The 13,555-nt window shown below is 56.4% G+C and carries 9 protein-coding genes and 1 riboswitch; of the genes, 2 read left to right on the plus strand and 7 right to left on the minus strand.

The genetic code is table 11. The features are described from left to right. Positions 1 to 9 precede the first annotated feature (9 nt). Entirely contained in the window at positions 10 to 2,916 is a 2,907-nt protein-coding gene (gene rapA, locus ACPUC8_RS08230; RefSeq protein ID WP_058971215.1) for an RNA polymerase-associated protein RapA, read from the minus strand. A 152-nt stretch (positions 2,917 to 3,068) separates the two neighbouring features. Continuing rightward, complete coding sequence (gene polB, locus ACPUC8_RS08235; protein WP_494926021.1) at positions 3,069 to 5,429, minus strand: DNA polymerase II; 2,361 nt, start codon at positions 5,427 to 5,429, stop codon at positions 3,069 to 3,071. 153 nt (positions 5,430 to 5,582) lie between these two features. On the opposite strand from polB, the gene ACPUC8_RS08240 reads away from it, so the two are divergent. Then, on the plus strand, positions 5,583 to 6,347 hold the full coding sequence (locus tag ACPUC8_RS08240; RefSeq protein WP_039329378.1) for a DedA family protein: 765 nt from the start codon (positions 5,583 to 5,585) through the stop codon (positions 6,345 to 6,347). On the opposite strand, the gene thiQ is transcribed toward ACPUC8_RS08240, so the two are convergent. From thiQ to sgrR, 4 genes are all read right to left on the minus strand, one after another. Next, a complete protein-coding gene (thiQ, locus tag ACPUC8_RS08245; RefSeq protein ID WP_039329375.1) occupies positions 6,344 to 7,045 on the minus strand; it encodes a thiamine ABC transporter ATP-binding protein ThiQ in 702 nt (233 codons plus the stop codon). The genes ACPUC8_RS08240 and thiQ overlap by 4 nt on opposite strands. Further along, positions 7,029 to 8,615, minus strand: coding sequence for a thiamine/thiamine pyrophosphate ABC transporter permease ThiP (gene thiP / locus ACPUC8_RS08250; protein ID WP_494926022.1), 1,587 nt, complete (start codon positions 8,613 to 8,615; stop codon positions 7,029 to 7,031). The genes thiQ and thiP overlap by 17 nt, the downstream gene beginning before the upstream one ends. Further along, positions 8,615 to 9,601, minus strand: a complete 987-nt coding sequence (thiB, locus tag ACPUC8_RS08255) for a thiamine ABC transporter substrate binding subunit (RefSeq protein WP_494926023.1) — start codon at positions 9,599 to 9,601, stop codon at positions 8,615 to 8,617. The genes thiP and thiB overlap by 1 nt, the downstream gene beginning before the upstream one ends. 48 nt (positions 9,602 to 9,649) lie before the next feature. Further along, positions 9,650 to 9,742, minus strand: a riboswitch (TPP riboswitch). A 35-nt stretch (positions 9,743 to 9,777) separates the two neighbouring features. Further along, a complete protein-coding gene (gene sgrR, locus ACPUC8_RS08260) occupies positions 9,778 to 11,439 on the minus strand; it encodes an HTH-type transcriptional regulator SgrR (RefSeq protein WP_039329371.1) in 1,662 nt (553 codons plus the stop codon). A gap of 254 nt (positions 11,440 to 11,693) precedes the next feature. Here sgrR and ACPUC8_RS08265 point away from each other — a divergent pair, with 254 nt between their 5' ends. Continuing rightward, positions 11,694 to 12,875 (plus strand): MFS transporter, encoded by a 1,182-nt coding sequence (locus ACPUC8_RS08265; protein ID WP_039329369.1) that lies wholly within the window; start codon positions 11,694 to 11,696, stop codon positions 12,873 to 12,875. A gap of 72 nt (positions 12,876 to 12,947) precedes the next feature. Here the strand turns inward: ACPUC8_RS08265 and leuD are convergent, their stop codons facing one another. Further along, a complete protein-coding gene (gene leuD / locus ACPUC8_RS08270) occupies positions 12,948 to 13,553 on the minus strand; it encodes a 3-isopropylmalate dehydratase small subunit (RefSeq protein WP_039329368.1) in 606 nt (201 codons plus the stop codon). Between the last annotated feature and the right edge of the window lie 2 nt (positions 13,554 to 13,555).

Below are 13,555 nucleotides of genomic sequence, written 5' to 3' on the forward strand. Positions count from 1 at the left end.
CTTAAGCGATTATTGGTGCGTCACGACGATCAGACGCAGCGCATCCAGACGCCAGCCCGCATCGCCCAGGCTTTCCAGCACCTGCTCGCGATTGCTTTCCAGCGCTTCAACCTCATCATCACGGATGTTAGGGTTGACCGCTTTCAACGCTTCCAGGCGTGACAACTCGGCGCTCAGCTTCTCATCCGCTTCCACTTTCGCGGCAGCGATCAATGCCTGTGCTTCCGGCACAATCATCTTCTCGGCCTGCGTCAGAATCTCGTGCACTTCCTGCTGAACCGCATTAACCAGCTTGCTGCCGGTGTGGCGATTAACGGCATTCAGCTGACGGTTGAAGCTTTCAAACTCCACTTTGCCTGCCAGGTTGTTACCGGCACGGTCCATCAGCAAACGTACCGGTGTCGGCGGCAGGAAGCGGGTGAGCTGCAGGCTCTTCGGCGCCTGGGCTTCCACGACGTAAATCATCTCAACCAGCAGCGTGCCCACTGGCAGCGCCTTGTTTTTCAACAGCGACAGCGCGCAGCTGCCGGTATCGCCCGACAGAATCAGGTCGAGACCGTTGCGGATCAGCGGATGTTCCCAAGTGATAAACTGGGTATCTTCACGTGACAGCGCCTGGTTACGGTTGAACGTGACCGTGCAGCCGTCTTCTGGTAAGCCTGGGAAATCCGGCACCAGCATGTGATCGGAGGGGGTCAGCACGATTAAGCTGTCGCTGCGGTCTTCCTGATTGATACCGACGATATCAAACAGATTCAGCGCGAAGTTGACCAAATCGGTGTCGTTATCCTGCTCGCCAATCGCATTCGCCAGCACTTGCGCCGCTTCACCACCGTTTGAGTTCAACTCCAGCAAGCGGTCACGGCCTTGTTCCAGCTGGGCTTTCAGCGCGTCGTGCTGTTTCCGGCTTTCTGTGATGAACTCATCCAGACCTTGCGGGTTCTCTGGTGCCGCGAGGAATTCAATCAGTTTGCTGTATTCGCTGTCGTAAATGGTGCGACCGGTTGGGCAGGTATGCTCAAACGCATCCAGCCCTTCGTTGTACCAACGCAGCAGCACCGCCTGTGCGGTTTTTTCCAGCCACGGCACCAGAATCTGGATATCGTGCATCTGACCGATACGATCGAGACGACCAATACGCTGTTCCAGCAAATCCGGGTTGAATGGCAGGTCAAACATCACCAGGCGACTGGCGAACTGGAAGTTACGACCTTCCGATCCGATTTCTGAGCACAGTAGCACCTGTGCACCTTCTTCTTCAGAAGCGAAGAAGGCCGCTGCGCGGTCGCGTTCCAGAATCGATAACCCTTCGTGGAACACCGCGGCACGAATGCCTTCGCGCTCACGCAGCACTTGCTCAAGCTGCAGTGCAGTAGCGGCTTGGGCGCAGATCACCAGCACTTTCTCTTTACGGTTGCTGGTCAGATAGCCCATCAACCATTCAACGCGAGGATCGAAGTTCCACCAGGTGCCGCTATCACCTTCAAACTCTTGGTAAATCTTTTCTGGATACAGCATGTCGCGCGCACGCTCTTCAGCACTTTTACGCGTTCCCATGATGCCAGAGACTTTGATCGCGGTTTGATACTGCGCGGGCAGTGGCAAACGGATCTGATGCAGTTCGCGTTTTGGGAAGCCCTTCACGCCATTACGCGTGTTACGGAACAGGACGCGGCTGGTGCCGTGGCGATCCATCAGCATGGAAACCAGCTCTTTGCGCGCGTCCTCTTTGCCGTCGCGATCGCTATTGGCGACCTGCAGCAGCGGCTCAATATCTTGCTCGCCGATCAGGTCGTTGATCAGGTTCATCTCTTCTTTGCTGATCGCGTGGTCGGCGAGCAGCGAGCTGACGGCATCGGCCACCGGACGATAGTTCTGCTGCTCAGCCACAAACTGGCTGAAGTCGTGGAAGCGATTGGGATCCAGCAGGCGCAAACGTGCGAAGTGGCTCTCCAGGCCCAGCTGTTCAGGTGTGGCGGTCAGCAACAGCACGCCTGGGGTTTTCTCCGCTAACTGCTCAATCACCTGGTATTCGCGGCTGGGTGCCTCTTCGCTCCAGGCCAGGTGGTGGGCTTCATCGACCACCAACAGATCCCATTCGGCATCGGCCAGTAATTCGAGACGCTGTTTATTACGACGCACGAAGTCCAGTGAGCAGATAATCAGCTGCTCGGTTTCAAAGGCGTTGTCACTGTCGTGCTGCGCTTCGGTGTAACGGTCATCATCAAACAGCGCAAAGCGCAGGTTGAAGCGACGTAACATCTCAACCAGCCACTGATGCTGCAAGGTTTCCGGTACCACGATCAGCACACGTTCGGCGCGGCCAGCCAGCAACTGCTGCTGGATAATCATCCCGGCTTCGATGGTTTTACCCAAGCCCACTTCATCGGCCAGTAAAACGCGAGGGGCATGACGGCGACCCACATCATGGGCGATGTGCAGCTGATGGGGGATCAGATTGGTGCGCATCCCGCGTAAGCCGCTGATCGGCAAGCGATACTGCTCACTCTGGTATTTACGCGCGCGGAAACGCAGCGCAAAGCGGTCCATGCGGTCGAGCTGACCGGCAAACAGACGGTCTTGGGGCTTGCTGAATACCAGTTTGCTATCCAGCATCACTTCACGCATCACCACGCCGCTTTCTGCGGTGTCGAGACGTGTGCCGATGTAAGTCATTAATTCGTTATCGTTACGGACTTCATCGACGCTCATCTGCCAACCTTCGTGGTTGGTGATGGTGTCACCCGGATTAAAAATCACACGCGTGACGGGCGCATCATTGCGGGCATACAGGCGGTTTTCGCCGGTTGCTGGAAACATCATGGTGATCATGCGCGTATCAATCGCCACAACCGTTCCCAGTCCCAGTTCACTTTCTGTATCACTAATCCAGCGTTGACCCAGTGTAAAAACCATATATTTTTAGCTCGACTCTCTGACATGCCATAAAGAAGTTCACCTGTACTCAGGCAATACATCGCCGCCAAACGAGAGTTTGGTCAGATTGTATCTGCGGTGAGAATCAGGAAGGGCGCTATGGTACTGGATGGCAAGGCATTCGTCACCTGTCAAAAAAGCCCCAACTGCCCAGTAATGAGTGTAGCAAAGTCATCGCCAACAAAGGGTAAAATGCCCTCCGCCACCGGTTGTAACTGCTTGGTGACGTAGTGATCGTAGTCGAGGGGCGTGCTGCGTGCTTCCAGCGGTTCCGGGCCAGCGGTCGCCATCACATAGCGAATGGAGCCGCCATTTTGATACTGCAGCGGGCGCTGTAGTTTCCGATTTTGCTCATCGGCAATACGTGCTGCTCGCACATGGGGCGGCACATTTTTTTCATAATCTTTTAACGCCCGACGCAGCCGTTTTTTGTAGATCAACTGATCATCCAGTTCGCCCGCCAGCAACTCGGCTACCGTTTCACGGATATAGTCTTGCCAGGGCTCGCCACGGAAAATGCGACCATACAAATTTTGCTGGAACTGCTGTGCGAGCGGCGTCCAGTCGGTGCGCACCGATTCCAGCCCTTTGAACACCAATCGTTCCGTGCCGTCGGTACGAATCATCCCGGCGTAACGCTTTTTGCTGCCTTGCTCGGCCCCGCGAATAGTCGGCATCAGGAAGCGGCTGAAATGGGTTTCGTATTCCAGCTCCAGTGCACTCTCCAGCCCGTAGGTTTGCTGCAGATGTTGCTGCCACCAGCTGTTGACCTGTTCTGCCAGGCGACGGCCAATCGCTGCGGCATCAGCTTCGCTGTGCGCGCTTTTTAGCCAGACAAAGGTTGAATCGGTATCGCCGTAAATGACATCAAAACCCTCGGCTTCGATCAGTTGACGCGTTTGCTGCATGATGGCGTGCCCGCGCAGGGTGATCGATGACGCCAGGCGAGGATCAAAGAAGCGGCAGGCGCTGGTGCCGAGCACGCCATAAAAGGCGTTCATGATGATCTTTAATGCCTGCGACAAGGGTTGATTGCCCTCGCGCTTTGCGGCTTCACGCCCTTGCCAAATCTGCTGCACAATCGCCGGTAAGCAATGTGTATGGCGCGAGAAGCGCGCATGGCGGAAACCGGGCACCGAATCTTTATCATCCGGATGTGCCAGCCCTTCAACCAGACCCACCGGATCTATAAGGAACGTGCGGATAATCGAGGGGTAGAGACTTTTGTAGTCCAGCACCAGTACCGAATCATAAAGACCGGGACGTGAATCCATCACGTAGCCGCCAGGGCTGGCTTCGGGGGCCACTTCACCGAGATTAGGCGCGACAAACCCGGCGCGATGCATGCGCGGAATATAGAGGTGACCGAACGCGGCCACCGAGCCCCCGTGGCGATCCACCGCCAGGCCATTGACGGTGGCGCGTTCCAACAGAAACGGCATGATGGCAGTGTGCTGAAAGATGCGCGTCACCAGCTCGCAGTCTTTCAGGTTGTACTTCGCTAATGCCGGTTTGTCATGGGCAAAACGCCAGTTGATCTCTTCCATGCGCTGCCAGGGGTTATCAATGGCTTTGCCTTCACCGAGTAATTGACGCGATACCGCTTCGAGGCTGAATGAGGGGAAATCCCAAAACGCTGATTTAAGCGCTTCAATGCCATCGATCACCAGCCGCCCTTGGGCCTGGGCGAAAAACACACCCGGTTTGAAACCGTGCTCACGCCACTCCAGCGCTTGATTTTGCCGGCCTAAACGCAGCGGAATGCCATAACGGTCGGCATGTTTTTGCAGCACGCGCAGGTCAAACTGCACCACACTCCAGCCGATAATCACATCCGGGTCGTGACGCGCAAACCAGGCATTGAGCTGCTCCAGCAACTGGGGGCGACTGTCCACATAGATCAGGTCGAAATCCAGCGCGCTGGCATCGCCGTTTGGCGGACCGAGCATGTAAACCTGGCGCTGACCGCAGCCTTCAAGTCCGATACAGTAGAGTTCGCCGTGCTCGGTGGTTTCAATGTCCAGCGACACCCATTTCAGCTGCGGACGATAATCAGGATGCGGTTTCAGGCGCGCATTGACCACGCTGTCGCCGCGAACGTCACCGCTGAACCACACTGGCGCGGTAATAAAACGCTCCATTAAATAGCGTTCAGTCGGCCTAATATCCGCTTCATACACGGAGATGCCATTTTCGCGCAGGCGCTTTTCCAGATTTTGCAGCTGGCGGTTGCTGCGGCAATAGAGACCAAATACCGGACGGAGACGAAAATCTTTCAGGGTCAGTGCTTGCAGACGCGTATGGCGCTCATCAGCGATCAGCGCTTCGGTTTGGCTGCGAAACTCTTCCGGAATAAACGCCACCGACTCCTGCGCGGGCAGCACCAGGCGTTGTGGCCCTTGGTCGGTGGCCAGCCACAGCACCACTTCGCTGCCGGTTGGCGTGTCTCGCCAGTGTCGGGTGAGTAGAAAACCTGCGCGCGGATCGGTCACGTGAACTCCAGAGATTGAATTACATTGAGTATATCATGGATGTTTATACAGTGTGCTGTTGGCTGAATTGTCAATATTGACGTACAAATCTTGGCTTGACGCTGTGGCGCTGGCTCCGGACAATCCAGCCTCTATATTCCGCAGAGGATAGTTATGGAAGCCTGGATTCAACACCTGTTTACGCAATCGCTGGAGTTCGCCCTCTTTGCCGTGGCGCTGGTCACTTTTCTGGAGTCGCTGGCGTTCGTGGGATTGCTGTTACCAGGCACCGTATTGATGGCCAGCCTTGGGGCGCTGGTCGGTAGCGGACAGATTGGCCTTTATCCCGCCTGGGCGGCTGGTTTTGCCGGTTGTCTAATCGGCGATTGGGTGTCATACGGTATCGGCTGGAAGTTTCAGGGGCCGCTGCATCGTTGGAAATATCTGAAAAAGTATAAAGGCTTGCTGGATAAAACCGAGCATGCTCTGCACGAACACAGCATGTTCACCATCCTGGTGGGGCGCTTTGTCGGTCCGACCCGACCACTGATTCCACTGGCGGCGGGCATGCTGGAGCTGCCGGTACGCAAGTTCCTGCCGCCTAACCTGATCGGCTGTATTCTCTGGCCGCCCGCCTATCTGATGCCGGGTATTTTGGCGGGTGTGGCGATTGATGTGCCGCAGGCGGCGCAAGGAGGCAACTTCAAATGGCTGCTGTTGCTGGTTGCGGTGCTGGTGTGGCTGGGTTGCTGGCTGCTGTGGCGTTGGTATCGCAGTGGCAAAACGATCGATTGGGCGACCAAATATCTGCCGCTCGCCCGTCTGCGTTGGCTGGCACCGCTGTCGGCAGCCATCGGCGTGGCGGCATTTATTGCCATTCAATACCACCCGATGATGCCGATCTTCCGTCAGTTGCTGTGGAAGGTGTTCTTCGCTTAAGACTTTCTCACGCCAAGGATGGCGGCCGCTTCACTCTCACCGTTGATCAAACTTTCTGTGCTGCCATCCCAGTAAATCCGACCATCCACCACCACCAGGCTGCGTGGGGCAATCTGTTGCGCATCTTCCAGACTGTGCGACACCATCAGCAAGGTAATGTTGCGACTTTCGCACACCGAGCGCACCAGTTGCAGCATCTCACCGCGCAGTGCCGGATCGAGCGCGGAAAAAGGCTCATCCAGCAGTAAGATTGGCTGATTGCGCAGCAGGCAGCGCGCCAGCGCGACGCGTTGACGCTGACCGCCTGACAGCTGATCGGGTAAGCGCGTCAGCAGGCTTTGCAAACCGGTTTGTTCGGCGATGGCGGCGATCTGTTGCTGCTGTTGCGGCGTGAGTTTCAGGCCGGGGTGTAAACCCAATCCCAGATTCTGCTGCACCGTGAGGTGCGGGAACAGATTGTTCTCCTGAAACAGCATCGATACCGGTCGCGCCGAGGGGACGCTGCGCGTGTGATCGACGCCATTCATGATCAAGGTTCCCTGGCTGACGGGCAGGAAGCCGCCCAGCAGACTCAGTAAGGTGCTTTTACCCGCGCCACTGGGGCCAAGGATCGCCAGGCGCTCACCCGCCTGCGCCTCGAAACGGAAGCGCATCGGCAAGTGTTGGTACAGGTAGGTGAGGTTATTCAGTGTCAGCATGGCGACCCGGCAATTTTTCCATCAGAGTAAAGAGTAACAGGCACAGCAATAACAGCAGCAGTGCCGTGACGGCACCATCCTCACCGCGATAGGCCCCAATTTGCTGGAACAGATAGAACGGCAGGGTGCGGAAATCGGCGCTGCCAAACAGCGCGACCACACCGAAATCGCCGATGGAGAGCACGCAGGCAAATGCCAGCGCCTGGGCCAATGGGCGCTTCAGCGCGCGCAGTTCAATCATTTTCAGGCGATTAAACCCGGCAATGCCGAGCGAAGCACAGAGCTGGCTGTAACGCGTATTGATATCGCGCATCGGGTTTTCCAGCACTTTCATGGCATAAGGGATGGCGATCAACGCATTGGTGAAAATCACCAGCCCGTCGGCCCGCTGTGGCAAACCGACCGTGGCGTTGAACAGCAGGAAGAATCCACTGGCCAGCACGATGCCGGGCATCGCCAGAATCAGCATACCGCTCAGTTCCATCGCCTGAGCCGCCACCTTACGTTGGCGCTGGCGTAATTCTCGGCTGCTCCACAGCAGCATTATGGTCAGTATCACGCACAGCAGCCCGGCACCGAGCGCGATGCGCAGTGACGTCAAGGTCGCCTGCCACAGCGCAGGTTGTTGCAGCGCGCCCGCCACGCCGCCGCGTAAGCCATCAACAACCACTGCGGCTAAGGGCGGCAGGAGCAGCAAGAGCGCAAGGCCAATCAGTAGGGTATCGCTGATGCGTGCCTGCCAGGAATCCTGCGGGTCACGCCAACCGCGAATGTTCTGGCTGCCCGTGGGGATGGCTTTGCTAAAGCGCTGGCTTAACAGCACCAGCATTAAGCAGCAACCGAGCTGGAGCAGTGCCAGCAGCGCCGCCCGGCTGGGATCGTAATCGAAACTCAACGCCTGATAGATCGCCAACTCCAGCGTGGTGGCTTGCGGGCCACCACCCAACGCCAGCACCGTGGCGAAACTGGCAAAGCACAGCATAAAGATCAGCGCGGCGGTGGGCAGGATTTGGCGGCGCAACCACGGCCACTCCAGCAGACAAAACTGGTTCCAGCCACGCAGACCAAGCTGTGCGGCCAGCTGGCGCTGTTCACCGGGAATATTCTCCAGCGCCTGCAATAGAATGCGCGTGGCCAAAGGCAGATTGAAGAACACGTGCGCCAGCAGAATGCCCTGCAAACCATAAGGTGAGAAGCGGTAATCAAGGCCCAACAGAGCACAGAGTTGGGCCAGCCAGCCGCTGTGACCGTAGACGCTGAGCAGCCCGAACACCGCGACCAGCACCGGCAGCACCAGCGTCATGGCGCAAAGGCGTAGCAACAGCGTTCGTCCGGGGAAGCGACGGCGATAGAGCGCCCGCGCGAGCAAAATGGCGGGCAGCACGGAGAACAGGGCCGACAGCAGCGCCTGCTCAAAGGAGAACGCCAGCACATGATGCAGATAACTGTCAGTGAGCAGGGCGCACCAGTCTGTCACTGGCGCGGCCACGACCAGCGCGCCAAAGGCCAGCAGCGCCACCGCACAGAGTAGGAGTGCGATGGCCGTGCCAGGAATCAACCAACCGGGCATTATTGGCTAACGGCGCGTTGCCATGCGCTGATCCAATCGGCGCGATGGTCAGCAACTTGTGCAGGTGTGAACTGCAGCGCCGTCGCCGGTTTGGACAATGACTGATAACCCGCTGGCAGATCGCTTTTAATCACTGGATACATCCAGTTGCCGGTGGGAATGGTCTGCTGGAAGGCCGGAGAGACCATAAACTGCATAAATTGCTGCGCCAGTTTCGGTTGCTTGCTGCTGGCGAGTTGAGCTGCAACTTCCACCTGCAAATAGTGCCCTTCGCTGAAAGGTGCTGCCGCGTAGTTCTCTTTTTTCTCTTCAATGATGTGGTAAGCCGGAGAGGTGGTGTAACTCAGCACCAGATCGCTTTCCCCTTTCAGAAACAAACCGTAGGCTTCACTCCAACCCTTGGTGACCGTGACGGTCTTTTTTGCCAGCTTCTGCCAGGCGTCAGGTGCTTGATCGCCGTACACTTTCTGCATCCACAGCAGTAAACCGAGGCCTGGCGTACTGGTGCGCGGATCTTCATAAATCACGCGCCACTTCTCAGGGCTTTCCACCAACTCTTTCAGGCTTTTCGGCGGGTTCTTCAGCTTGTTCTTATCGTAAACGAATGCGAAGTAGCCGTAGTCAAACGGAATGAAGGTGTCGTTGTGCCAGGCATCCGGTAACTGGAGTTTGCTGGTGTCCACGGAGCTCTTGGCGAACAAGCCGGTTTTCTCGGCGGCCTGCACCAGATTATTGTCGAGACCCAGCACCACATCAGCTTTGCTGTTTTTGCCTTCCATGCGCACGCGGTTGAGCAGTGACACACCATCTTTCAGGGCGACATATTTCAGCTCGCAGCCACATTCAGCTTCAAAGGCTTTTTTAACCGCTGGGCCAGGGCCCCAGTCCGCAGAGAAGGAATCATAGGTATACACGGTGAGTACTGGTTTTGCGGCGAAAGCCGGGGCAGCAACCAGCAGGACCAGAGGCAGGACTTTGTTTAACACTTTGCGCTCCTTAAGGAGAATAATAAGTTCGAGTCGCAAAGGATCTGAGTTAATGGACATCTCAAATCCCTACGCCGGTATTAACCGGATCAGGTTCGACGGGTTTATCTCAGCCCGAAAAGGGCACCCCGTTGAGAACGGCCTAGTTTAGACACTTCTGTGACAGCGTGAAAGCCTCACAACTCCGGCGGCGCAAACCAGGCCGATTTAAAGTCAAACCAGCCGAGCGTGTTCAGGCGCACCCCACGCATACTGCGTTGACCTTCAAGCAATAACCAGTGGTGAAACAGCGGATGGATGAAGTCATTGTTGACCAGATGTTTGCTCCATTCGGCCAGAGGCAGGTTTTTTTGTCGCCACTGTTCAGCATCGGCTTGCCAGTCAATGGGCACACAGTGATGCATCAGCGGCAGCTCGTACAGTTGGGCAAACAGTGCGTAGTCCAGTGGTAACGTAAAATTGACGCTGCCGAGCCAGATATCGCTTTCACCCGCGCCCTCGAACCACGCTTCATAGCTGAGTTCTTGGGTAATTAGCTCAACACCTTGTTCCGCCAGTAGCGGACGTAACGCATTTGCGATGCCCTCATGTTCGACATGATGGCTGTACCAGCTCAGTGTCAGTTGCGTTAACCCTTCAGGTTTTGTGGCAGGCGTCAGGTCGCGACGATGGTGCCAGCGCGGCAGTAAACCGTACGCCGGGAACCAGTAGCGCTGATAACCTACTCCTGCATGGTTCAGCAGGGCGATGGGATTGAACAGATAGCTGACCCAGCGGCGAAAATGGGCATCGCGTCCACGTTCGGACCGCTGATCGTACAGCAGAAAATAGCAGCCTTCTTCAAGCCGGCTCTCTTCGGACTTCTCATCCGCGGTTTCACCCTGCAGTTTCACCCCGGCGTACACCAGTTCATCACTGATCTCAGGCAATACCCAAATAGACACATCATCAATTAAGGCGCGATAGCCAAAATAGTCATCCCAGGCGGCGATTTTTAGCTGTGTCTGCTGATTACGCACCACGCTGTAGGGTCCGGTGCCGATGGGTTGGCGTGAAAAATGGCGCAGCGTGGGCCATTCGCGCGGCAGGATCATGGCACTGACGCTAGCCAACAGCCAGGGCAACCAATCGTCAGGTTGGCTCAGGTGGATATCCAGCGTCCAGGGCGCCGGGGAATGCAAATTCTCGATATGGGAAAACAGCGGCTGGGTGCGCACGCGGTCCAGCGAGGCGATGATATCTTCCATCTCCAGTTCACGACCATGATGAAAGCGAATCGCCGGTCGCAAAAAGAATCGCCAGTGCAGCGGTGAGGTTTGCTGCCAGTGATGGGCGATATCCGGTTCGACTTCCCCCTTTTCCTCATTTACTCGCGTCAGGCCATTGAAAATTTGTCGCGCCAGATGGGTTTCAGAGCGACGCAGCGGCGAGCCGGGCAGCAGATTAGGCAATGGGCGGTAGTAGAGCACGCGCAGGATGTGTTTCCCCTGACGGAAACTGCGCCCAAGGTGGGCGGCGATCATCTGGCGCACCTGATCCTTGTCACCCACCAGTTGCACCAACTGCTCGATGCGATCCTGCTCCAGCAGATCCTCGGCGCGCTGCTGCTGGAGTGCCAAACCGGTGTAATTGAAACTTAAAGTGGAGCGTTTACCGCGCCCCGCCTCTGCCTGCCAGATCAGCCAACCTGCGGCCTGCATGGCATTGAGCAGGTTACGCATATGGCGTCGTGAACAGTGTAAAAGATCGGCCAGCTCGCTTAGTGTGGTTTCCTGATCCTGGCCCTGGCAGCTTTGCCACAGGCGGATGAACTGCTGTTGCAGTCGCGCAGAGGACATAAAAGGGGAACTCCTTCTCAGAATCGCTCAGTTTTTCCTGCCCCATATTAGAGGCATACTGCCCAGCAATGGAAGAGCGGGAGGCATTCAGCAATGAATGGCGCTCTGCCAGCGGTTCTGCCGACGTAGAACCTCTTTCTGAGTAGGGTGCATTTTCACCGCCAGCAGCGTTTTCTCTGCTGGCTTTTTTCGTTTTGCTGTGGAATCTTCTACCCTCTTTTCTGTTGTCCGATTCTCCTCAAAGGGATTTCTGCATGAAATCGCTGTTAACGCGCCAGCGCCGTCTCAATCCGGTTTATCTCTCTTTTATGGCTGTGTCCTTTATGACGGGTGTGGCAGGGGCCTTACAGGCACCCACGCTCAGTCTGTTCCTGACGCGTGAAGTGCAGGTGCGGCCGTTTTGGGTGGGATTGTTTTTCACCATTAACGCCATAGCCGGGATTGTGATTAGCCTGTTGATGGCGAAGCGCTCGGACAGCCGGGGTGACCGGCGTAATTTGATCCTTTTTTGCTGTCTGATGGCGGTGCTCAATGCCCTGTTGTTCGCCTTTAACCGTCACTATCTGACGTTAATTAGTGTGGGCGTATTGCTGTCAGGACTGGCTAGCGTGGCGATTCCGCAGATCTTTGCCTTGGCACGTGAGTATGCCGATCAGTCGGCACGTGAAGTGGTGATGTTCAGTTCGGTGATGCGTGCGCAGCTGTCCCTGGCGTGGGTGATTGGCCCGCCGCTCTCTTTTGCACTGGCGCTCAACTACGGTTTCGTGACGCTGTTTTGCGTGGCGGCCGCGATTTTCCTGCTGAGTTTGCTGCTGATCTGGCGCACGCTGCCATCAGTGCCGCGTGTTGCAGCCACACCCGAGCAAGTGCTGACCCAGCTCAGCCCATGGAAAGACAGCCAGGTGCGCATGCTATTCATCGCATCGGTGGTGATGTGGGCGTGTAACACCATGTATATCATCGATATGCCGCTGTATATCAGCGCAACGTTGGGCCTGCCGGAAAAGCTGGCAGGTCTGTTGATGGGTACCGCGGCTGGGCTGGAGATCCCTATCATGCTATTGGCCGGTCACTACGCAAAACGGTTTGGCAAACGCAAGTTAGTGCTGCTGGCGCTGGTGGCGGCCATTCTGTTTTATCTCGGTTTGGTGCTGTTCCATTCGCGCACGGCGTTGATGGTGCTGCAACTGTTTAATGCCGCGTTTATCGGCATTGTGGCGGGGATTGGCATGCTGTGGTTCCAGGATTTGATGCCGGGACGCGCCGGTGCGGCTACCACAATGTTCACCACGTCCATTTCGACCGGTCTAATCATTGCGGGATTGATCCAAGGCACGCTCAGTGAGCGCTTCGGACATGAATCGGTGTACTGGCTGGCGTTGGTAATGGCGATAGTCGCGTTGGGACTGGCGTCACGCGTGCGGGATGCGCAATAAATAAAGGTCGCCATAAATGGCGACCTTAGGGCACATTTTACGTAGGGTGCGCATCATGCGCACCTGTTTATATCAACGTAAAAACGCGGGCTGGCTGGTCTCGTAGTTGGCAATGGACGCTTCGTGTTGCAGCGTCAGGCCAATGCTGTCGAGGCCATTGATCATGCAGTGGCGACGGAAACTGTCGATTTCAAAGCTATAGGTCTTATCACCCGCCGTCACCGTCTGCGCTTCCAGGTCAACCGTGAATGTCACACCCGGCTGCGCGGCAACCAGTTTGAACATCTCATCAACTTCTTCATCGCTTAATTTCACTGGCAGCAACTGGTTGTTGAAGCTGTTGCCGTAGAAAATATCCGCGAAGCTTGGTGCAATCACTACATGGAAACCGAAATCAGTCAGTGCCCAAGGAGCGTGCTCACGGGATGAGCCACAGCCGAAGTTTTCACGCGCCAACAGAATGCTGGTGCCTTTAAACTCCGGTTTATTCAACACGAAGCTGGCGGTGGGCACGGTGCCGGCGTCATCTTCGAAGCGCCAGTCGTGGAACAGATGCGCGCCGAACCCGGTGCGGGTCACTTTCTGCAAGAACTGCTTAGGGATGATGGCATCGGTGTCGACGTTGGCGGCATCCAGTGGGGCCACAATCCCGGTGTGCTGAGTAAATTTGTTCGCCATGG

Source organism: Pantoea sp. CFCC18177 (assembly GCF_059412425.1).